The following is a 23487-nucleotide window of genomic DNA, read 5'->3' as shown; positions in this document are numbered from 1 at the left end:
ACAGGCCTTTGGGTGAGTCTTGATTGAATTTAGGCATTTGAAAAACTTTACAGTGTTAGCTAGAGAGGGGAACTACCAAAAGGCGGCGCAGAGGTTGAACTTGGCGCAGCCTTCTTTGAGTCGCAGTATTCAGCGGCTAGAGGGGTTATTGGGCACTGAGTTGTTGATCCGAGGTCATCAAGCAATGTCGTTGACTGCATCGGGAGAGCTGGTACTCAATCATAGCGAAAGCATTATTCAAGGTGTTGATACCTTGCGTAAAGAGTTGCAATATTTACAGGGTAAAAGCAGTGGTCACCTTGCTATAGGCACTAGCCCGGTTCCTGCAAACACCATACTTGGGCCTGCCATAGGTCGTTTTATCGATCGCTTTCCAGATGTGCATGTTGAATTGGAAGAGGGCACTTGGCAGGCTAACTTAGTCAAATTGCTTCAGGGAAAATTATCTCTACTGGTGACAGATGTCAGAGGAGAGGAGATAGGCCACGAAGCCTTAGTTCAATGTTTTAATTTACCCACCTATAACGCCGTTTTCTGTGCCAGAAAAGATCATCCCCTTGCACAGCGTGATAGCTTGAGTTTAGAGGATATTCGCCAATACCCAATAGCTATCCCTAGGAATTTACCCGCAGGCGTTGCTGATATGTTTGGCGATCTGTTTTTTGAATATCGAAGTGATTTTGCTGGGCTTTTAAATTATGACGCTTTCCCACCGATTAAAGCGGCAATGCAACATTCACAGATGCTAGCACTGACACCTAAGGTGGCATTATTGGATGAAGCGGTGACAGATGAGCTGCATATCTTTAAACCGGTAGATATGCCACAGTTGGATGTGTGTTTTAGTGTGGTGATGCTTAGAAGCCAAGTGAGTGTGGCAGCTAAGCGTTTCTTGCAGCTGATGCTTGAGAATGGAAATGGGCAGGTAAACAAGCAAGCTAACCCGTTTTTTGATTAGCCTTGGGTTAATATTCATAATTAGACTTGTCGAAAAAAGGGCCCGTTAGGGCCCTGTTGATGTTTTCTTAGTTTTTGATTTTATAGGGAGAACTTAGTTGCGCTTTCTGCGACCAGCTGCAATCAAACCTAGTAGTGCAAGACCTAAGAAGCCTAAGCTACCACCGCTTGAATCAGACTCTGGTTGCTCATCTGGTGACTCTTCTGCTGGTGGAGTGGGGTCTACTCCATCAGAGTTCACTGTCAGCATAAAGCGGGTTGAAGCTTGATCCGATGGGTAAGCCATATCATGGACGGTAACGGTCACTTCTGTGGTGCCATGCCAGTCGGCATCTGGGGTGATTGAGAATTGCTCTCCAGTGATGGCCGCAGTGATATTATCGCCGCTTACTATCATACCGTTTGCTGTGCCTTTCACATCGTTGTAAATAACGCTAAGCCCTTCTAAGCTGGTGTTTTCCTCCATTGTCATATCAGCTATAGGCGCTAGTGTAATATTACTTGGTGCTGCCAAGGTATGGGTAATAGTGAGTAACTCTGAGTCTGCATATTGGCTTTCTACTATCAGTGAGTTTTCGTTACCTATAGCGTTAGCCGATACGCGAGCAGAGAATTTAAGTGATACAGCAGTCTGCTCTGGACCACGGTAGTCGGCGCAGACAACTGTTCCAGCCGATACTTTTTCGTTTACATCTTTGTAGGCAAATCCGTCGTTAAGCCATCCAAAAGCAGGACCCATACTTGCGCGTTCGCCCCAATATCCGTGCAAACCGATAGAGCCGAGGTGATCGTTGCTAGACTCTAGTGTCTTGTATGCAAAAATAATCTCAGGAGTTTCAGCATCGAAGCTGATATCGGTTGCAATAATGGTTTGAACATTGAACTTGGCATCTGGATCTGGATTCGAGTTACCGCTCAAGAACGCGCTCCACTCTTCACCACCATCCCACTGGAAAATAAAGTGCTTATCTGTAATGGCACCATAAACTACATGCTCATAGCGGAAAGTCTCCCAGTTTAATGTTGGCTCAGGCATTCTCACATCACCGCGCCATAGAGGGGCGACCATGGTATCTGGGAAGGTTTGGAAACTGTCATTGAACGGCAGGTTCATATTCCAGAAATCAGGCATTGGATCAAACTGTACATAACCAAAGGGCGAAATAGCGAGAACATCTTGACCAAACACTTCTGGATTACCATAAAGCGGTACATGGGGTAAGCCGCTCTCACTCAGTGGGATTAATACTGTTTGATTTGACCGACCTGAAATTCCCATATGATTGAAACCCTGCATAGGTAGATCATAGAAGGTTTCATCGTCACCATAAGGTACCTTACAGGTGGCATCGGTAAGATTAGTCGTAAACACATAATGGCGCGGCATGTCACTTGATGAAGGCTGAGTGGCATTAACGCTAATTTGATTGCCTTCAACCATTAGTCCATCTGTGTAGTTACCTACACCACCTACACTGACTGAGTCTGTGATCAATTGAATGCCATCACTTAAACTCGCATTTAAGCTAAACTCCCTTTCTCCTGCCAGTAAGTTTGGCGCTAACTCAACCACAAAGTCGACAATATCCCCCTCTTTTGCAGCCGTTTGTGAGGCGTTAATTTCTGTATCTGTGCCAAAGTGTTGCAGCTTAACGGCAAAGTCACCCAAGTTTGTGGCGTTGTACTCGTCACTGCCCATAGCGACCACACCATAGTAGGTATCGCCTTCAACAGCCCCAGGGAGGTTATAGTTGAGCTTTACTTGATAGGGAGTTAAGCCATCGTTAGTTGCAGGACCTTCAGCACTAAGATTGCCATCATCTTCTCCTCCAACTATGCCTAAACTGAGTGCAAACTCATCGGCAAGATTTTTTTCATCCTCATAGTCAAACTTCCAGTTTGCGGCAATGGCCCAGTATCGGCCAGGAACTGGGTCGTTGATAGCACAGAAGTCACCATTATCGGTCCATGAATAACATAGAGCTTCATCTAGCCATTGAATTTCTTCGTCGCCATTTATATCCATACCTAAGTCAATTGAGGTATAGGCATGTTTAGGCGCTGAAATCACCTCCCAAACGACACGTTTTGTGCCTTCTGGCACGTCGAAAAATATGACTTTAGCGCCACCATCCTCGATCTCTTGGCGTGTGAAACCGTCTGAGTACATTCTGACTTCGGCACGTTGAAGTTCTGCATCGTGTCGCTCACCTTTATTAAGGCCGAACACTTTCGAATTAAATGACTGGATCTCTGCTGTATTAAGCATTGGCGTTAAGGTGTGCCCTTGCTCTCTATGGATAATGCCTGAAATCTCAGAGGGTAGGTTATCGCCGCTATAACGCACACCGACAGGAAGATGCTGATTAGGTAAGGCAGTATTGCTCGGTGTCAAGGATACAGCCCCTGATAGTTGAATGACTGAGGAGTTAGCTCCAATAGCTTCAACTTGCAACACCTTTGCTTTTAAGCTGATAGTCTGGGACTTGCCAGCCTGCAGAGTAAATTGCTTTGGTGAAACTTCGAGCTCTAACATCGGGGCGCCGTCGATTTCAAATGGGTTGGCATCCACGCTCCAAGTACCATCTTGGGTTGCGGTAACAGTACGTATCCAACTACAGGTCCCTGAGCAGCTATCATGGTAGAAGTAGGGGAGATTGAGTGTATGGATATTTCCGCCATTATTCGGGTTAGCCGCGCGGTAATTTTCAGTGGTTTCATTGAGTAATAATCCAGCTTGATTAGCTCGTGAAACATTGATAACACCGCTACCAGCATCACTATGACCAGCATCTACAGGATCGAATGGGTAACCATCACGTGAACGGGTTACTCCTTCTAGTGAGGCGGTAGTCATTAAAGCGGACTGGATCTGAGCTGGTGTCCAATCAGGATGTGATTGGCTCAGCAATGCCATTGCCCCGGCAACATGTGGCGCTGCCATCGAGGTACCGCTGATGGCTGCATAATCGGCTGGCATACCATACATGCTAAAGGGCATTTCATCGGCCCATGCGGCATAAACATCGACTCCGGGTGCTGCTACGTTGGGTGACATGACATCGGGAGCTTCTAGGTTGGGGCCGCGTGATGAGAAATCGGCCACATAGTCAGCACTACCTTGGCTTAGGAACACTTCAGAAGCTGTAATCGTTAACGAGTGATCGGTTCCTGAGGCTAGCCAATCTTGCAGTCCAAAATAACCGTTAGCATAGTTACCATTGTAATTACTGTTATTTATGTTAATACCTGGGATTGCATAAGGGTCGTTATGAACGGGATCTGAGTAACTAGCATTCCAGAGAATAAAGCCTCCTGCGCCACCGGATTGGACATTAGTCGCCTTAGTCACACGGGGGATATCACCACGCTTACAAACAACGATTGGGGCTGTTGAGAAAGGTGTGCCTTGTGGATCGGCGTCGAAGAAACCTTCAGGGAAAGGATCGTTACACTTTTCATATTCGCTGCCGTAGGCTTTGGCTTCTATCACTGGACCTGTATATTCCCCTGAGATCCCCGCGCCTTCAAGATCTGCAAGAGGCTGGTCCCCCCCTGTAGCAGCTGTAATCATCTTGCCTTCAACGCTAATCTCTCGCCCGTGTGTACTGGCAGCGACAGAGGTTAACCAAGGAGAGAAGTGATCAATTGCGCCACGTGCTTGGTTAGCATACTGAGGAGCATAGGAGTTCCCTGCCGATGCGGAAACTGAAATCCCTGCTTCACGAGCTGCAAGAAAACCAAGCTCCATAGGGTCGTCCCACGGGAAAGTACCAAAGGTGCTACCTATCGAGTAGTTAATTACGTCAACACCATCGGCAACCGCATCTTCAATACCTGCAAGTAGTGCTGAACCAGGGCAGCCGCCATAACCATCACCATAGCTACCATCACCTGGATAACAGACTTGGTACATGATGATATTTGCTCTTGGTGCCACCCCTGAAATGTGTTCAAACTGCAAGCCGGTTGGGACGCCATCTCCTGTTTCACCAGGCGTTGCTAGGACATGGTCAACATTAAACAGCTCATTACCCGCTGCGGTTGAAGCTGTGTGAGAGCCATGACCATTGTAGTCTTCACCATTTTGTGGTCGCTTAGGATCGGTAATATTCCAAGAGGGTTGCTCGGGCTGGAATGCGCCATCCATGTAACTGTCGGTGATACTTTCATAGGAACGAATGCCGATAAGCTTGTCGTTACACATACTAGCAAACTCGGCTTTCTCACAATCGCCTAAATAGTGGTTATAACGTGCTGGCATTTGATGGATGTAGCCGTCGCCAGCTACTGGCGCAAAGGAGGGGTGATCGCTATTAATACCGGTATCTAGGACGCCGATAACGATACCTTCACCTTTGTATTTATCATCCGCAGCAGAGCCCGTCCATAGCCCATCTGCTGCGATATGCTTTGGCCCTGTATCACTATGAAGTTCATAGCGTTTCTCTAGACTAACATTACGTACGCCAGGCTCTTGAGCGAGTCTTGCTGCTTGCTCTTGTGTCATTTTTACGGCCATACCGTTAAAGGCTAAGGTATAGCTGTTTTTGAGTTCTGCCTGCCCGGATATTAAGGCTAAAACAGAGTCTTGCTTTTCGGTGAGGTAGTGACTGTAGCTCTTAACTGCATTGCTGTGTACATCCAACTTATTATGTGATCTGGCATTGAGCATGACAGGCACATTATTCATCGTGGGAGAGGTTGCTTGGTAATGTGCTGTCCCACCGCGGTATAGGGAGACGGGTTTATCGCTTAGCTCCACAATGTAGGTTTGTTCACCGGTTAGTCCGGCTTGGTATTGAAACGGAACCTTACTATCTGTCGATGTTGCTATGGCGCGATGAACGTTTTTGCCCTTGTTGTTTCTAGTTGTGTCGATACTGCCATTACGCTGCTTACGATTTTTAATATCCTCATTATATTTAAGTATCGCATCAGTTATCTCGATACTCCGTATATTGTCATCAGTGCTTGAGCTGGCCGCCGCCCCTGCACTTGCGGCATAAATCGCCGCTAGGGTCATCAGACTTATTTTTTTTATTTTCATTGTTCTGCCTTTTGGTTGTAGTTGTGCAATAAGATTGTTATCTGAATGTTGCATTTGTGGCCAATAGGCAGAATGAATGCAGCGATAGCTGATAGGTATTTCAGTTTTTTTTATGGTGAATATGTTCAATTTTTTGGTGAGTTATCTTTACTAGTGGTTCCAAAAGACGAATCGAGATCGAGTTTGTGGTATTGAAATATAGATGTTTTATGCAGTTTTAATGGATTAACTTGGGCATGGTTACAATTGATACAAGTTGTCACACCTTCGCGGTGCAAAGCTTGAGTTGGAGTAATATCTGGAATAGTTTGTTAGGGGAGCGGGGTTGAGTTGGCTTAATCGAGGGTTAACCTTCAACTGGTATTATCTTGTTTGTTAGCTGAGGCTAATGACGAGTTTGATTTTATCTAGATTAACGAATTTTTGTTGGATGAGCATATGGAGTTAAGGCATATAAAACACTTTGTGGCGCTGGCTCAATGTAAGAGCTTCAGTGTCGCTGCGGATAAGTTAGCCATTACTCAACCCTCTTTGACACGCAGTATTCAGAAGATGGAGCAGAACCTAGGAGTGCAGTTATTTACTCGCGACTCACGCCATGTCAAGTTAACCTTTCATGGGGACTTAGTCTTAAAGCATAGTGATAAGATACTAACTGGTGTACATCTGCTTGAATCTGATATTAGAGTTAATAGCGGTAAATCAAGCGGTAAGCTTGTTATTGGCGGCGGAACGCTAGCTTCAAGTAATATATTGAGTGAGATCCTTAGTGAGTTTTCAAGACACTCTCCGTCGGTAAGTGTTGAGTTACGAACAAGAGACGTTAGTGAGTTAAGTGAATTGCTTTTAAGAGGGGAGTTGGACCTGTTTGTTTCTGAAACTAAAGTCACAGGCTTCGACAAACGAGATGACCTAGAGGTGATTAACTATTGTCACTCTCATGGTGTGTTTTGTTGTAGGCCTGAGCATCCACTTGTTAGAGAAGCAAACCTCTATACGCCCAGATTAAAAGATTTCCCAATAGCCTTACCTCGCGCCACCACCCATGAAATAGAAAATCAATTTGGTGATCTATTTGACTCAAGCCGGCAGGCTTTCTCCGGTCTACTACGATTTGAGATGTTTCAATCTATACGATTGCTACTTTATAACAGTGATATGATAGGCCTTTTGCCTGAAGTGACTATTGAGGACGAGCTAAAAGCTGGGCGTTTAGTGTTATTAAACGTCAAAGATATGCCTAATATTAAAGTGGATTATGGCGCGGTGTATTTAAAGTCTCGTGCTTTAACACCTGCAGCAAAGGAGTTTGTCTCCTTTATTGGAACCGCTGGTTGTTAGGCGGAAGTAACTTTTATGGCACGGCTTTAAAGATAACATAAAGGCTGCAAGTCATAGTGCTTTGCAGCCTTTGTTGTTTGGCATGATAAAGCGGAGCTGACCTCTATAGAAGCTGTAATTGTATTAATAACTTACTTCAATAACTCAATTTTACCACTAATGGTTGAAGCCTTGAGCTCCGCGCGGCCATCGCCCGTTTGAAATTTTAGGTAGCTTTGCGGTGAGTACTTCTCTTTAGTGACTTTGTCGCTGGTTAACTTGTTGCTGATCTTACCGCTAGGGCCGCCATTAATATTGAAGCTGACATCGGTATCACCGAGAAACTTAACCTCGATATCGCCACTGACGCTGCCGAGCTTAGCGCGGCTTAATAAGGAGTTGAGCGAGAGTTCTGAATCCCCACTGACTGTCTTGACTGATAGTGTATCAACACTCGCTAGCGCAATAGTCACATCCCCTGAAACTGATTCAATTGCTACCTTGGTCGCCTGAGTATCAGCAGTCAGCTCACCACTCACCATCTGATAGCTTAATATGCCTGAGCTTTGGGTATCTTTGATGTCACCTGAAACCGTTTGTAGCTTACTCTTACCTGTAAGACTACGAGTAGAGATATCGCCAGACACAGTCTGAAGCATGGTTTTGTCGCTTAGGGCATTAGCTTTGATATTGCCACTGACTGAACTGATCTCTAGTGTGCCCGTTAGGCTATCTAAGCTGTAGTTTGCCGATACGCCCTCTGCTTCAAGGTTAAGCTTGCGAGGAAGAGTGATGACTAACTCTGAGCCCTCAGTGTTATTACCACTGTATTGACGGGGCAGGTTGTCCTCAATGGTGACATTGTTACCTTTGACTGAAAAGGTGAAGCCTTCGCTGAGGTCGTCAAGGGTTCCCTTTACCGCTATCTCATTCTTATCCCAAGACTTAAAGGTAACACTCCCGCGTTGCACTTTGACTTTAACTAACGGATTGCCTTGAACGGTCTGCTGTTGTTCGATAGCTTCGCCCGCAATAACTATATTGCTTAAAAAAAGCGTACTTGCCATGAGTGTACTAATGAATGAGAGTTTCATATTTAAGCTCCTTGAGGTGATGGGTTAACAGGCAGCTTCTGCCCTTGCTGTAATAGCTCGATCTCTTTGTGTTGAGTCCACAGCCATAGCTGCCAAAGTTCCTTGTCGTTCGGGGTTTGCTGCAGGGCTTGATAGATCTGCTCCGCGGCTTTTCTAAGTTGTTCGATGCCTTTCTCAAGCGGTAAACCTAACTCGCTGGTTTGCCAGTTGGTAAGGTGTTGCTGGTGACTTAATTGCTGTACTTGGAGTTGATGCTGCTGCTTTATCTCTGATAGCGTGGCTAGCAGGGGGGAGTCTGTCGCTATCGATGCTGCGTTCTGTTGCCAAAGATTCATACCAACAAGGCCTGTGAGCAGTACCAGACTGGCAACGGCGAGTCGTATCCATTGGCTACTTTTTTGATGTTCAGGCTTAGTCTGTTTAAACTCGGGCTTATCGAGTTGTTTTTCAATATCACTCCAAAGATCTTTCTGTGGTTGGATCTCTTTAGGCGCCTGATTAATTAACTGGGTGAGCTTAGCCTTAGCTTCATTCATTACGGCCTCCTTTATTTGTCTGGCCATTATCTATTTGGCGTTGGTCAATGAGTGCCTCAAGTAACTTTTGTGCCCTGTGGTATTGGGCTTTACTTGTCCCAGCGGCTATGCCCATCAGCTGCCCAACTTCTTCGTGTTTATAGCCCTCGAGCGCATGCAAGACGAAAACGATCCGAGCGCGTTCTGGTAACTTGAGTAAAATCTTATCCAAGTCTTCATACTCATCGCTAACACTTTCAATGTCGGTATCACTACTGACAAATCGTGACCAAAATGAGCGATGATTCTTAAGGCTAGACAGCGCTTGATTGACACTCAGCGTGTGTAACCAAGTGGTGAACTGGCTATCACCACGAAACTGCGGCAGCTTTTGCCAAAGCCTGACAAAGCAGTCTTGAGTGGCTTCCTCGGCCAGTGATACCTGACCGGTGATCCTTAAGCAAAGTGCATAGACGCGCTGGTGGTGTAGCTGATAGAGCTGCTTAAAAGCGGACTTATCACCTAGCTTTGCCTTATCGATAAGTTCAGGTTCTAGAAGCGGCCTTGGCTCCATTACCCGTATTTGTGCCGTCACTCAACTTTCCTTGTGGGCTTTAGATACTAATAAGACATAGCCAACAGATAAAAAGGTTTAAATGCAACCAAAATTATTTTTTGCTGAGCGAAGAATATCTGTTTTTTGTTGCTGATATTGGTTAATCAACATAGCGAAAGTTTGAAAAATGTATTTGAGAAAAAGTATTAAAAAAGGAGCACGAACGGCTCCTTTTTACTATTTTACGACGGCTTTAACAGCCTTTTAGGCATGGTTAACTTAGTTTTGAAAACACAAGCTGGGCACCAACAAGATCGGCAAGTGCAGTCCCCACTGTCTTGAAGATGGTGATTTCATCATTGCTGGTGCGGCCTTTAATTTGAGCTGTACATAGCTGCCCCAGCTCTCCTTTCACCTCATCAAGAGAGAACACGCCCTCTTCGATAGGCAGGAGTAATTCGCCAGCTTCAGCAAACACATTGATTTTAGAGTCGACAAAAACCGATGATTTGGTGATGAGTTGAGTATCACATTCGCGTCTATCGTGATTATGGTTGCCGACAAAATCAGTGTGAGTACCCGCTTGTACCCAATCACCAGGGAATAGAGGGGTGGGTGAGCCGGTTGCGCAGCTAATGACATCAGCTTCACGCACGCTTTGCTCGAGATCTGTACATAGCAAGACTTCAATATCTGGACGCTTATTACGGATAAGCTCAATCGTAGCGCGGGCTTTCTCTTCATTGCGTCCCCAAATGGTGATTTGGGTAATAGGGCGCACGCTGGCATGAGCAAGCGCCATAAAGGAAGCTAAGTTACCCGTGCCGCAAACAAGCAGCTTGCTTGAGTCTTCACGTGACAAGTAACGGCTTCCCAATGCCGAGATAGCTGCAGTGCGCCAGAAGGTGACACTGGTGCCATCGACTAGGGCCTGTGGCTCACCGGTTTCTCGGCTAAAGACTAATATTTTTGAGTATAGGCTAGCAAGAGTAGGGTCTTTTTTTGGGTTGCCAGGAAAGTAAGTGAAGGCTTTTACTGCGATAGCTTTTTCATTCCATGAAGGTAAAACGGCAAAAGCATCATTATGTGCACCAGACTCATCTAGGCTAAACACTTGGCGTTGTGGCATGCCTGCTGGGCGAGAAAATGTCTCATCGAGAGCATTGATTAGATCGGGAAAATTAAGTGACTGATGAACTGATTCTGCATTAATGACTAACATGAAAACCTCCATTTAAGTATATTTTATACTATTTGTGGGCGTTGTTTGAGTCAATGAACTTTTAGCTGGTGAATTATATTTCAACTTAATAATTAGAATGTTAGTTATTGTTTGCTGTTTTTGTTCCATTTTGTAGCTAAATGTACTGCTATATTGGCCGATAGAGATAAATGACAGCCTAAGGAGAGTGCAAAAAGTGTTTTCTAAGGGAAATAAATCGATAAGAAAAGAGATGTAAAATGCTAATTCGTTACAAATTACTGTTAAGTGCAGGAGTGTCCATCACGGCGCTAGCCGCCATGTTTGGCCTTCAAGTTTATTTTAGTCAAGTGCAAACGGAATTAGCACAAGCTTCACAAGATATTGCCGGGCTTAAGAATGAAGTTTTAACGTTACGTAAAGATGAAAAGGACTTTCTAGCAAGAAAAGAGCTTAAATATGTTGAGTTGCATAGGTCTGACAACCGAGAAGCTAAAGAGACGGTAGTTAAGTTGACTGCTGTGTTTGAAAAATATGAGATCCCCACCGAGAGTTTAAGCCTGTTTAGTCAAGAGCTCGGCCGTTATGAATCCGCCTTTAGTAATGTCGTTAGCCTAAATAAGCAGATAGGTCTCACTCCTAAAACGGGTTTATATGGCACCTTACGAAGCGCTGTACATCAAGTAGAAAGCTTAGTTGGGCAATATGATGAACCACAGTTGATGGTGCAGATGCTACAACTTAGGCGCGCAGAGAAAGACTTTATGCTCAGGCGAAGTGAAAGTTATGTGGCAAAGTTTGATAAAAATCTCGAAACCTTTATTGATACGGCTAACGAGTCTCAGTTGGGGGGGCAAGCTAAGCAGCAGGTGTTGAATAATATTCAACAATATAATGATGATTTCAAAGCCTTAGTAGAGAAAGAGAAACAACTTGGTTTGAGTATTTCTGAAGGCGAGCGAGGAAAATTACGCCAAGCGGTCGGCAATACCGACAGTGCGTTAAATCAACTTGAATCTTTAGCCGTGAATGCCATTAGCGATAAAGAAAGTTCGGCATTTATTTTTGGTCTTACTATTGCCGTGTTGATCGCTCTTGCTTTAGCTGTGACGACTTTGATGATTATTCGTAGCATCATAGAGCCAGTGAAACGCATTACCGATGTGATCACTCATATCGAGAAAAACAAAGATCTTTCGATGCGTTGTGATGCCAGTAGCGATGATGAACTGGGTCAAATCGCAAAACACTTCAATAGCATGGTTGAAAGCTTTCAGCAGCTTATCCATCAGGTGACGCAGTCCGTTGAGACGATGAATCACTCTTGCCAAGAGCTTTCTGCCAATGTTGCCCGGGCCTCACAAGGCGCTGAGAATCAGCTTAATGAAACCGATATGGTGGCGACGGCGATTACTGAGATGGGGGCGACGATCGATGAAATTGCCAAGAACACAGAACTTGCAGCAAACAAAGCCAGCACGACCCATGATAATGCTCAGACTGGTCAAGTTGGTGTGCAGCAAACAATTGAAAAAATTGAATTACTGGCACAGCAAATCAACGAATCTGCAGCTGTTGTTAGCGATCTTGAAAAAGACAGTGAAACCATAGGCAGTGTACTCGATGTGATCCGTGGTATTGCAGAGCAAACTAATTTACTGGCACTAAATGCTGCTATTGAGGCTGCAAGGGCGGGAGAGCAAGGAAGAGGTTTCGCTGTTGTTGCCGATGAGGTGCGTAGTCTTGCGATGAGAACCCAAGAGTCGACTGAAGAGATCGCAGCGATTATTCAGACTCTACAGTCGCGTACTCACTCAATTGTTGAGTTGATGCAATCGAGTAGTGAGCAGGGCAACGAGAGTGCTGAGCAGGCTGCATCAGCTGGAACACTGCTTGAACAGATCAACGGTGACGTGACCAATATTATGGACATGAGTACTCAAATCGCTGCGGCGATTGAAGAGCAAAGTATGGTGGCCGCAGAGGTGAACCAAAATGTGGTGGTGATCCGTGATATAGCTCAAGAGACTGCGGAGGTCGCTACTCAGAACTCCTGTGCGACCGACGAGGTGCGTGAGCGTGCCGAATACCTACAAGATGCGGTGAGTAAGTTTAAAGTCTAGCTTCACTGCTTAACTTTTAATATCAGCCTCTATTAAGCCTCGAGTCGTCTCGGGGCTTTTTTATGTGGATTGAATTAAAATAGTTAAATTACAGGCATAAAAAAACCTCGCAGCGCGAGGTTTAGTTTAGCGATTTAAGGTCTTAATTTGCCTTATCGCTGGTTTAGCTGTTGCAACACCTAAACTGAATATTGGTGCCCGAACCCGGAATCGAACCAGGGACACGAGGATTTTCAATCCTCTGCTCTACCGACTGAGCTATTCGGGCAACGAGCGCTATTAAAAGGTTTTTACGGTTTTGAGTCAACCCATTTCTGAAAATAAGTGAGTTTTTTTGCTCGTACGTTGAATAATTAGGCACTTAGCTTTATAAGTGAGCAATAATCGTAAAGTAATGGTTTATTAGATATTAGTCCGCCGTCGTTAGAGTGAATGCGGGAGGCGGCTTTGCTAGGCTTTATGGGAACTCACTGCTAAATACCATTCATTGCTAACCATTACTCATTGCTAAACATTACTCATTGCTAAACATTACTCATTGCGAAATATTACTCATTGAAATACGGGGAGAGATGGATTGGGTTACCAAGTGCGCGCCATCTGGCATATTCAGCGATATCCAATAATCATGTTTATAGTTATCGCTGCCTCGTTACTGTTCTCTGTGATGGGGTTTCATCGGCTCAATCTCGATGTGGACTTTAGTGATTACTTCGCACCTTCGGATCCGCGATTTATTACGTTTAACAGTATGATGGAAAAGTTTGAACGTCATGATCAGCTTTGGCTCTTGCTGGAAACTCAACAAGATTGGCGTGATAAGGAGCCACAAGCCCAGTTAATTAACTTCACTGATAAGCTTAAAGCCAATCAAGATATTGCGAGTATTCAGGGCTATAACCAGTTTGTACAGGGCACGGCCAAAGCAGATAAGATACTCACTTATAAAACCCACCCCCGGCTGGCTTCGGTGCTGTCGGCAAACGGACACGGGATCTTGCTGCAGTTGCAGCTGAGAAGTCACAGGATCCAAGACTTTAAAACTCAGAGTCTCTGGTTAGATGATGTATTGCAAAGAGTCGATAGCGAGAGTCGTGACTATTGGCTGCCGCTAAATGTAAACACTTATCTCAATGGTACCCACGCGCTTAATTGGCAATATGCGAGGGTGCTTAGCCATGATCTGAGTTGGTTTGCTCCGGGATTGTTAGGCATTATCTTACTAATGGCTGCGCTGTTTATAAGGCAAAAACTGTGGATTTTCGCGCTCTGTATCAACAGCGGCATTTCCTTGGTTTTAAGCATGGGCCTTGCCGCTTGGCTAAATCTGACTCTGACGGCTATTACGGCTTTTGCTCCTGTGATTATAGTGACTCTTGGCTTGGCATATGCGTCTCACCTGTACTTTGGTTGGCGCACTGAGATTAATCGTGGTCAAACTCATGAACAGGCTTTGCGCCATGCGGTTAAGATTAATCTGGCGCCACTCTTTTACTCTAGCATCACCACGATATTTGGTTTTAGCCTGCTTATGTTTAGCCCGTCGCCTCCCATCCAAAGTTTTGGTTTGTTGGTGGCTTTTGCGGTGCTTTGTAATTATCTACTGACCCTAACGACTTTGCTCTTTTTCGCTCGCCATTCGAAGCCCTCTGTGAGAAAAGGGCTAGACTTTTCTGTGGTGGTAGCTATTGCTAAGTGGAATGCCAGACAACCTATTGCTGTTATGACGGGCATAGTGCTGATAAGTGCCTTTTCGCTGGTTAGTGTGTCAAAGCTGACGTTAAATGATGACCCATTGAGTTACTTTGAATCGTCAAATCCCTTTAGCCTCTCTAGCGAGAAAATGACGCAATATTTTTCGGGGATTAATTTACAGCATTATGTAGTAACTAGTACCAGCAATACGCAGCTTGCTAAGGTCGAGATTAGTTATATCTATAAATTGAGTCGTTTCTTAAAGCGGCAGCCTGAGGTGATCAAGGTTCAGCATATCGGTGATTGGATTAAGAGTGCAGGTGTGGGCCAGAATCAATTTAAACAGATCTTGGCCAATAACTCTGTTGCAGAATTAGGGCTCGCGAGTGAACTGTCGGCCGATAAGCGATCGAGTTTAGTGACACTCTATTTGCAGCCGATGACAGCGATGGAGTTGATAGCCTTCGAGCAAAAGGTAGGTGACTGGATTGCAGAACATTCTACAGCGGTTAAGGTGAGCCTTCCCATTGCCAGTAACTTAATGTTTGCCCATCTTAGCGTGGAAAATGCTAATAATATGCTGCTGTCATTTGCAGTGGCGCTGATTGTGTTAGCAATTTTACTGTGTGTATTGAAGGGGGCAATGATCTTTGGGTTTATGGGGTTATTGCTAAACTTTTTGCCTTTGCTATGGGTATTTGCTCTTTGGCAGCTCAATGGCGGCTTCATTAGTTTAGGGACTGCGGTGGTGTTAGGCATGATGCTGGGAATTATCGTCGATGATACTTTGCACTTGATGCTGAAACTGCCTGATAGCCAAACGTTAAGTGAGCGTTCGATATGGCTGAGTCTGCACAAGGTTTTGCCAGTAATAAGTTTTACTACCCTAACTCTCGCTCTAGGGTTCTCAATTGGTTTGTTATCGTCATTCGCTCCTATCGTTCACTTGAGCTTACTATCTTGTTTAGTGGTGATTTTTGCTTGGGGATTCGATGTGTTGATGTTGCCTGTGCTGTATCGATATTGGATTTTGTCAAAGAGGCTTAAAGAAAAAGGAAGTAGTTAAGATTAATACCAATCAGTATAAAGATTGGGTCGCCATTCTGGGCTGACTATTTTTGAGTTGAACAGCATCACCAGAGAATTACTATCCCCTCAGGTATTCACCTTGAATTTGTATGCTAAAAACACTCTGAGTAGAGCAACATCTTATACTGATAGGGATAAAAGCTATTTATAATGACATTTGATCTCTTCAAGGCTTTTAAAAGAGAGATAAAGTTTAACTTGTGACTAAGTAAATCAGGTATCGATAGCAGGCTTTAACGAGATTAGTCGAAAATGGAATAAAAAATAAAGGCCTCAAAAAGAGGCCTTTATTTATCATCAAATATGCTGAATTAATGGATTATTTAGCCACTAATTTGTTATTAGGATAGTTAGCCTTCATTACCATGAGTACATGATCTTTAAGCTTTTCTTGGCCAAGTTCACCGTAAGCAGTAGACATGATTTCTAATGCTTTTTCAGTTGACGGTGTGCCTGGGTAGGTCTCTAAAACTGACTGTGCGCGGATCGCTGCAGCACTCCATGCATTCATTTTTATGTAGTATTCGGCTACCTTGATCGAGTAAAGTGCCAGTCTATTTTTTAGGTGCTGCATGCGTTTTTGTGCATCTGCTGCATACTTACTGTTTGGATAAGACTTAATAAGTCTATCGAAATCGTTGAATGCATCTTGCGCAGCCTTTGGATCGCGGTCAGAACGATCGATATTTAGCATATCGTGAAATAGGTACCGGTCAGACTGCATATTGACTAGGCCGCGCATGTAATAAACATAATCAATATCTTTATGAGTTGGGTTTAAGCGAATAAAGCGATCGATATTCGCAATACCTGACGCTGGATCGTCAAGTTTGTAATAGGCATAAATAAGGTCAAGTTGAACTTGAGTCTTATGTGGACCAAATGGGAAGCGTGAATCCAAGGCTTCTAGAGAGCGGACAGCTTTGCTGTAATTACCTAGTTCCATAGAGGTTCTTGCTTGAGAATAGAGCACTTCAGGAGAGCTCTTTGTCATCGCAGGGTCTTCGCCCTGTTTACTACTACAGGCCGTAGCTGCAAGTGTGATTAGGACTACAGCGACACTTTTGGCAATTTTATGCATACTTGAATTCGATTCTTTTAAAGTTATTGTTAAGAATTTTTCCATTTCACGATAAAATAGAAACAATCCGATTGTAACAGATAGTAAACATTTTTGGACCCAGAAAAGTGGGTACGGTTCATATGACACAAGAGATTAATCTAAAAAGCGAGATCACAGCAACACAAACCGGGCAAAGATTGGACCAGACTCTGGCCGATTTGTTCCCGGATTACTCGCGCACACGTATTAAAGAGTGGATTTTATCAGGTTCAGTCTTTATTGATGGCGAGGTTTCTGACAAGCCTAGAACTAAGGTGCTAGAAGGTCAGGTTGTAACCGTAAACGCCACTCTGGAAGAAGAAACTAAAGCTGAAGCTGAAGCGATTGATTTAGATATCGTGTATGAAGATGACCATATTTTGGTGATCAACAAGCAAGCTGGCCTAGTGGTTCACCCTGGAGCGGGTAACCAAAACGGTACCTTGATGAATGCGTTATTGCATCATTGCCCTGGTATTGAATTGGTACCTCGTGCAGGTATTGTTCACCGTTTGGATAAAGACACCACAGGTTTGATGGTGGTGGCTAAGACTGTTGAAGCTCAGACTCATTTAGTGGCGGCGTTGCAGGCTAGAGATATTACTCGTGAGTACGAAGCGATTGTCACAGGCACTATTATTGCCGGTGGTACAGTTGATGAGCCAATCGATCGTCATCCGACTAAGCGTACCCATATGGCAGTTGTCCATAATGGTAAGCCTGCGATGACACACTACCGCGTAGCGGAAAAGTTTAGAGCACATACTCGCCTAAGACTGCGTTTGGAATCTGGCCGTACTCACCAAATTCGTGTGCATATGGCACATATTGGCCATGTATTAGTTGGTGACCCAGTTTATGCTGGTCGTCCACGTCCGCCAAAAGGCGCGGCACCGGACTTCTTTGAAACCTACATGGGATTCAAGCGTCAAGCATTGCACGCGATAAGACTTGAGTTAGCGCATCCATTTACTTGTGAAATCATGAGCTGGCAAGCACCTATCCCAGAGGATATGGTTAAGCTGACTAGAGCGCTACGTAAAGACACTGAAGAAAACCCGTCAGCGTTTTAATGGCAAGTAAAATAGAAAATCAAGCTTGGTTTATCCCACCAGGGGTAAACTTAGCTTTTTCTACTCGAGAAGGTGGCTGCAGTTTGCCACCTTTTGCCAGCCTTAATCTTGGGCTGCATGTTGGCGATGACCCTCAAAAAGTCTTAGCTAACCGTCAACTCATAGCTGAGAAGCTTAATCTTCCTGCAAAGCCTGCTTGGCTCGAGCAAATTCACAGTGTCGACGTTGTCGATGCCGATAACTCACAAGTTCATCATGCCGACGGCAGCTACACTCGAAGTCACCAGCAAGTGTGTGTGGTGATGACTGCAGATTGTTTGCCGGTATTACTGTGTGATGAAAATGGCACCGAAGTCGCGGCTGTACATGCCGGATGGCGTGGTTTATGTGACGGTATCATCGAAGTTGCAGTTGATAAATTTAGTCATAAGCCAGCAGAGATTATTGCTTATCTTGGCCCTGCTATAGGTCCAACGGCATTTGAAATCGGCGCTGAAGTCAAAGCGCAATTTGAAGCCAAACACCCGCAAACAACGCAGTTTTTCTCTCCTCATGTCAATGCGCAAGGGGAACAAAAGTTTATGGCTGATATCCATGGATTAGCCAGGTTTAGGCTGTCGTTATTGGGCTTGAAGCGCATTCATAGCGATCCACGCTGCACAGTTTCTGACACTGATTCATTTTTTTCTTATCGCCGCGAAGGCATTACTGGCCGCATGGCATCATTTATTTGGCTTAATCGTTAACTTTATTACTTAGCTTTGACTTGATTTTGTTCAAATAGACCCCATCTTTTAAGTAACAAAGATTCTGTACCTATAGCAGAGTCACCTTTTCTTATGTGAATAGAAGTGCGAATGGATTTATATCGTTTATATGGCGATATTAATGCTACCCAATTCGGTTTCTCGAAGCTGATAAGCAATGCCCATTGCCTTTTATTTACCATTTTTTGAGTTATCGGAGGATTTATGCGACTCGATCGTATGACCAATAAATTCCAGATTGCCATCTCGGATGCTCAGTCATTGGCACTAGGCCGAGATCATCAATTTATTGAACCATCACATCTAATGATGGCATTACTGAATCAAGATGGTGGTTCTATCCATCCTCTACTTACACAAGCAGGGATCCAAGTAAGTACCTTGCGCTCTTTGCTGAGTCAAGATCTTGAACAAAAGCCGCAAGTAGAAGGTACTGGCGGTGATGTGCAGTTATCTCAAGCGCTTATTCGTTTGCTTAATTTGTGCGATAAATTGGCGCAGAAACGCAAAGACAAGTTTATCTCTAGTGAGCTGTTTGTATTGGCGGCATTAGAGGGCAATGATCCTTTAGCGCAAGCGCTTAAACAATCGGGTGCGACTAAGGAGTTAATGGAGTCGACAATTGACCAAGTGCGTAATGGTCAAAACGTGGATGATCCCAATGCGGAAGATCAGCGCCAAGCACTGAAGAAGTTTACCGTCGATCTCACCGAGCGTGCAGAACAGGGTAAGCTAGATCCTGTTATTGGTCGTGACGATGAAATTCGCCGTACCATTCAAGTATTGCAGCGTCGCAGTAAGAACAACCCGGTACTTATTGGTGAACCTGGTGTGGGTAAAACGGCGATTGTTGAAGGTTTGGCTCAGCGGATCATTAATAACGAAGTTCCCGAAGGCATTAAGAATAAGCGTGTATTGTCATTGGACATGGGCGCTCTAGTGGCTGGTGCTAAGTATCGCGGTGAATTTGAGGAACGTTTAAAAGCGGTGCTCAATGAGTTATCTCAAGAGGAAGGGCAAGTTATCCTCTTTATTGATGAGCTGCATACTATGGTCGGTGCGGGTAAGTCCGATGGGGCGATGGATGCGGGTAATATGTTAAAGCCAGCTCTAGCACGTGGTGATCTACACTGCGTGGGTGCAACAACATTGGATGAGTATCGTCAGTACATTGAAAAAGATGCTGCCCTCGAACGTCGTTTTCAGAAAGTGCTGGTAGATGAGCCGAGTGTAGAAGATACCATTGCAATTTTGCGTGGTCTGAAAGAGCGCTATGAACTGCATCATCATGTAGAAATTACCGATCCAGCCATTGTTGCTGCGGCAAGTATGTCGCACCGTTATATCTCAGATCGTAAATTGCCCGATAAGGCCATCGATCTGATTGACGAGGCGGCATCGAGTATTCGAATTCAGATTGATTCAAAACCAGAATCTTTAGATAGATTAGAGCGGCGTGCTATTCAATTAAAGCTTGAAGAGCAAGCGTTGAGTAAAGAAGCGGATGAAGCCAGCTTACGCCGTTTAGACACATTGCGTGCAGAGCTTAAAGATGTTGAAGCCAAAGCGGCGGAACTCAATGAGATTTGGCATACAGAAAAAGCGGCATTAGCTGGCACTCAGCATATTAAGGCCGATCTAGAACAAGCGCGTATGGATCTTGAAGTCGCTAGACGCGCGGGTGACTTAACCCGTATGTCAGAGCTGCAGTACGGGCGTATTCCGGAACTTGAAAAGCAACTAGATTTAGCGGCGCAAGCCGAAATGCAGGATATGACACTACTACGTAACAAGGTTACCGACGTAGAAATCGCTGAAGTCTTATCAAAAGCGACGGGGATCCCTGTTTCTAAGATGCTTGAAGGTGAGCGTGACAAATTGCTTAAGATGGAAGATGCGCTGCATGAACGGGTTATTGGCCAAAACGAAGCGGTAAACTCGGTATCGAATGCAATTCGTCGAAGTCGTGCGGGCCTTGCGGACCCTAACCGTCCAATTGGTTCGTTCTTATTCTTAGGCCCAACTGGTGTGGGTAAGACTGAGTTATGTAAGTCGCTTGCTAAGTTCTTGTTCGATACTGAATCGGCGCTTGTGCGGATCGATATGTCAGAGTTTATGGAAAAGCATTCAGTATCGCGTTTAGTCGGTGCCCCTCCTGGGTATGTCGGCTATGAAGAAGGCGGGTACTTAACAGAAGCTGTGAGGCGTAAACCTTATTCGGTGATCCTACTTGATGAAGTAGAAAAAGCGCATCCAGATGTATTTAATATCTTACTGCAGGTATTAGATGATGGACGACTAACCGATGGTCAAGGTCGCACGGTAGACTTTAGAAATACTGTGGTGATCATGACCTCGAATTTAGGTTCAGATCTCATCCAATTGGGCTTTGGAAATCAAAGTTACGAAGAGATGAAGTCTGATGTCATGCAGGTGGTGACACAAAACTTCAGGCCTGAGTTTTTAAACCGTATCGATGAGGCCGTTGTGTTCCATCCGTTAGATGAACAGAACATCGCTTATATTGCTGAGATCCAGATTGAAGGGCTTAAGAAGCGCCTTGCCGAGAAAGACTACGGGCTTGAAGTGACTGATGATGCACTGGCATTGATCGCACGAGCGGGTTTTGATCCAGTCTATGGTGCAAGACCACTTAAGAGAGCACTACAGCAAGAAGTTGAAAACCCGTTGGCGCAGCAGATCCTCAGCGGGCAACTGTTGCCTGGTAAGGATATTAAGGTTTCAGTTGCAAACGACATCTTAGTATTTAGCCAATAAGTTAGAACCTAAGCATTAGGTGTTTAGTAGAAAGGCTTCAATCTCGGTTGAAGCCTTTTTTGTGTGAAAAATAAATCACAAAAACTAAGCAATCTTAATGTATATTGGGAGCTGGTGGTGATTAATTAAACTAAATATATTTGTTTTCGATAGTTAACTTATAGAGGTTGATATTAGTCAGGTTGGTAATATTTGAGTAATGCACGATACTCAAAGTTAGCGTTGATTAATGTATTTCTAAACTTGGAATGGACATGGAGCGGAACATCATGAAAAAACAATTAGCCATTATCGCATTAGCGTCACTGACTGTGATTGGCTGTTCTTCAAGTTCGAATTATGAAAAAGAGCAGGTGTCAGGGCCTTATATTGGTGAAGGGAATAAGGAGTATGAGAGTCTCTATCACTATGGTTACTACCGCGGCTGTAAAAATGCTTATGTGACAGCGAAAAAGCAGACAGAGTTATATGACTCAATAAAGAAAGATACAGCTTTAGATGGTCTACAACGATTTGATGACGGCTGGTCGGCGGGTCAAAAGGCTTGTGAAGATGGTGTTCCACGTTCTATGTATAATCTCCAAGCTAAAAAATAGCTGTAGGCCGGATAAAAAACAGACTCGCATGAGTCTGTTTTTGTTTCAACAATTGAGAGGGTAAAACTTTAGTATAGAATTTTATTCAAAGACTACTTTGTGCAAAATAGTTTAATTCTCTCTTTTTGTTCCGATATAGAAGCCTGCCTTTGTTCTTCCGTCATTGCGATCATTTCGCCAGTCTGTTTATTTTTCTGGTTTAGTTTTGAATGGGTTGTGAGTACGTTGAGGCTGTGGCGGGCATTATTACAGATATGTTTTGCTTGCTCCGAATCTGCCTGATTAATGGCTGCCGCCTTTTTCTCTAAATCTGTTTGAGCTTGATTTTTAACAATGGGAGCTGAAGGAGCGACAGTGCCAATTGGTTTAGGCTTAAGGTCTTCACTATATAACTTGTCAGTATTCGCTGGCGTTTGACCTTGTTCTGGAGGTTGCTGACTATAGTGAGTAACCCCATTATCATCTACCCAGGTATAGATTACGTTGGCTTGGGCTAACGAGGGTGACAAGGCCAATAGCAGAAATGTGCTAGCTAAAGCAGCTGTGTAGGTGGGGAGCGGAAGTTTAGCGTAGCCAATTTTTATTGTTTTAATCATTTCTCTATCCATAGTTAAAAATGAACTGACTTCAATTAAGTCAAATTTGTAGTGGTCAACTAAAACAAACTCCATGCTAGCTTGAATACATTCTGAATGCCAACACCGTAATTGCACTAACTTAGATAGATGGTAAGAGTGATATAGCAAGGGTATAAGTAAGCTATAAGAAAGAAGAGAAAGCGGCTAGTTAAGTGTTTAAACTTTAATTGCTAGTAAAAACTCCTTAGAAATAACCGTAGGTAAGGACAACAGCTTGCTCATAATGACCGTAACATAGGAGTTTTCGCTGGATAAAAACGCATAATGAAGAATTAGTATCCGCTTAGTTAAGTTATTAGGATTTTATTGAAAAAGCCTCTTGCGCTTTGGTTTCACATCCCTATAATGCGCATCCACTGACACGGCATAGCAGGCCATTGGCGCTTAGCAAAAGTTAGGTAGTATGGGACTTGCAGCTGACTCAGTATCTCTTTTAACAAAGAGGTGAGAGATTAACTTCCTAGGAAAATAATCTCAGGTGACAACCGCTTTAAGGGCTTCGAATTTTGATTTTTTTCACGAGAGTGGTTAAGAAATCATCGCTTGAAAGGCTTCTTAAAATAAGCGCTTGACGCCAACAACGGGAAGTGTAGAATACGCACCCCTAGCCACTTGGAACGATTCGTAAGAACGTCAAGCAGGCAACGCTCTTTAACAATATGACAAGCAAATCTGTGTGGACACTCACAGAGATTAAGTTATTCGAAATTACATCTTTGATGTAATCAAAAATTACTTAATGAATGAGTGTTCATAGCAACTTTGGTCTTCACTTTCTTATAGAAAGTAAAATCAAAGATAATTTATGAAATACAGAATTCGTTGAGCCGTTTTGCTCTTAACCGAGTGAAACAACAAAACTTTAATTGAAGAGTTTGATCATGGCTCAGATTGAACGCTGGCGGCAGGCCTAACACATGCAAGTCGAGCGGT

General features: G+C 44.2%; 15 protein-coding genes, 1 tRNA gene and 1 rRNA gene. 9 read left to right on the top strand and 8 right to left on the bottom strand.

The annotated features are described in order from the left end of the window. Positions 1-37 precede the first annotated feature (37 nt). A complete protein-coding gene (locus Q1A86_RS15735; protein ID WP_299808371.1) occupies positions 38-958 on the top strand; it encodes a LysR family transcriptional regulator in 921 nt (306 codons plus the stop codon). A 93-nt stretch (positions 959-1051) separates the two neighbouring features. Here Q1A86_RS15735 and Q1A86_RS15730 read toward each other — a convergent pair whose 3' ends face one another. Next, complete coding sequence (locus Q1A86_RS15730; RefSeq protein ID WP_299808368.1) at positions 1052-6007, bottom strand: S8 family serine peptidase; 4956 nt, start codon at positions 6005-6007, stop codon at positions 1052-1054. 438 nt (positions 6008-6445) lie between these two features. Here Q1A86_RS15730 and Q1A86_RS15725 point away from each other — a divergent pair, with 438 nt between their 5' ends. Next, positions 6446-7348: a LysR family transcriptional regulator gene (locus Q1A86_RS15725; RefSeq protein WP_299808365.1), complete on the top strand. Its 903-nt coding sequence runs from the start codon at positions 6446-6448 to the stop codon at positions 7346-7348. Positions 7349-7479: 131 nt separating this feature from the next. Here the strand turns inward: Q1A86_RS15725 and Q1A86_RS15720 are convergent, their stop codons facing one another. From Q1A86_RS15720 to Q1A86_RS15705, 4 genes are all read right to left on the bottom strand, one after another. Further along, positions 7480-8421: a DUF4097 family beta strand repeat-containing protein gene (locus tag Q1A86_RS15720; RefSeq protein ID WP_299808362.1), complete on the bottom strand. Its 942-nt coding sequence runs from the start codon at positions 8419-8421 to the stop codon at positions 7480-7482. A gap of 2 nt (positions 8422-8423) precedes the next feature. Then, positions 8424-8957: a hypothetical protein gene (locus Q1A86_RS15715; RefSeq protein ID WP_299808359.1), complete on the bottom strand. Its 534-nt coding sequence runs from the start codon at positions 8955-8957 to the stop codon at positions 8424-8426. Continuing rightward, complete coding sequence (locus Q1A86_RS15710) at positions 8950-9510, bottom strand: RNA polymerase sigma factor (RefSeq protein WP_299808561.1); 561 nt, start codon at positions 9508-9510, stop codon at positions 8950-8952. The genes Q1A86_RS15715 and Q1A86_RS15710 overlap by 8 nt, the downstream gene beginning before the upstream one ends. Before the next feature lie 256 nt (positions 9511-9766). After that, a complete protein-coding gene (locus Q1A86_RS15705; protein ID WP_299808356.1) occupies positions 9767-10714 on the bottom strand; it encodes an ornithine cyclodeaminase family protein in 948 nt (315 codons plus the stop codon). A gap of 239 nt (positions 10715-10953) precedes the next feature. On the opposite strand from Q1A86_RS15705, the gene Q1A86_RS15700 reads away from it, so the two are divergent. Further along, positions 10954-12816, top strand: coding sequence for a methyl-accepting chemotaxis protein (locus tag Q1A86_RS15700; protein WP_299808353.1), 1863 nt, complete (start codon positions 10954-10956; stop codon positions 12814-12816). A 192-nt stretch (positions 12817-13008) separates the two neighbouring features. On the opposite strand, the gene Q1A86_RS15695 is transcribed toward Q1A86_RS15700, so the two are convergent. Next, a tRNA-Phe gene (locus Q1A86_RS15695) sits at positions 13009-13084 on the bottom strand. 309 nt (positions 13085-13393) lie between these two features. Here Q1A86_RS15695 and Q1A86_RS15690 point away from each other — a divergent pair. Beyond that, the gene (locus Q1A86_RS15690) at positions 13394-15577 is read left to right on the top strand and encodes an MMPL family transporter (protein WP_299808350.1); all 2184 of its coding nucleotides are present in this window, start codon (positions 13394-13396) and stop codon (positions 15575-15577) included. Positions 15578-15919: 342 nt separating this feature from the next. Here Q1A86_RS15690 and Q1A86_RS15685 read toward each other — a convergent pair whose 3' ends face one another. Continuing rightward, the gene (locus Q1A86_RS15685; RefSeq protein WP_299808347.1) at positions 15920-16681 is read right to left on the bottom strand and encodes an outer membrane protein assembly factor BamD; all 762 of its coding nucleotides are present in this window, start codon (positions 16679-16681) and stop codon (positions 15920-15922) included. 122 nt (positions 16682-16803) lie between these two features. Here Q1A86_RS15685 and rluD point away from each other — a divergent pair, with 122 nt between their 5' ends. The 4 genes from rluD (at position 16804) to Q1A86_RS15665 (ending at position 21916) form a co-directional block, all read left to right on the top strand. Next, positions 16804-17775 carry a 23S rRNA pseudouridine(1911/1915/1917) synthase RluD gene (gene rluD / locus Q1A86_RS15680; protein ID WP_299808344.1) on the top strand — a complete coding sequence of 324 codons (972 nt, stop codon included), beginning with the start codon at positions 16804-16806 and terminating at the stop codon, positions 17773-17775. Continuing rightward, positions 17775-18521: a peptidoglycan editing factor PgeF gene (gene pgeF / locus Q1A86_RS15675; protein WP_299808341.1), complete on the top strand. Its 747-nt coding sequence runs from the start codon at positions 17775-17777 to the stop codon at positions 18519-18521. Before rluD ends, pgeF begins: the two co-directional genes overlap by 1 nt. A 225-nt stretch (positions 18522-18746) precedes the next feature. After that, positions 18747-21320, top strand: coding sequence for an ATP-dependent chaperone ClpB (clpB, locus tag Q1A86_RS15670; RefSeq protein ID WP_299808338.1), 2574 nt, complete (start codon positions 18747-18749; stop codon positions 21318-21320). Positions 21321-21589: 269 nt separating this feature from the next. Further along, positions 21590-21916 (top strand): hypothetical protein, encoded by a 327-nt coding sequence (locus Q1A86_RS15665; protein WP_299808335.1) that lies wholly within the window; start codon positions 21590-21592, stop codon positions 21914-21916. A gap of 92 nt (positions 21917-22008) precedes the next feature. Here Q1A86_RS15665 and Q1A86_RS15660 read toward each other — a convergent pair whose 3' ends face one another. Further along, on the bottom strand, positions 22009-22587 hold the full coding sequence (locus tag Q1A86_RS15660; RefSeq protein WP_299808332.1) for a DUF4124 domain-containing protein: 579 nt from the start codon (positions 22585-22587) through the stop codon (positions 22009-22011). Positions 22588-23417: 830 nt separating this feature from the next. On the opposite strand from Q1A86_RS15660, the gene Q1A86_RS15655 reads away from it, so the two are divergent. Beyond that, positions 23418-23487, top strand: a 16S ribosomal RNA gene (locus tag Q1A86_RS15655); the annotation flags it as partial.

This window comes from uncultured Shewanella sp. (genome assembly GCF_947497935.1).
In the GTDB taxonomy this organism is placed as follows: domain Bacteria; phylum Pseudomonadota; class Gammaproteobacteria; order Enterobacterales; family Shewanellaceae; genus Shewanella.
This window is presented reverse-complemented; position numbering and strand designations above follow the sequence as displayed.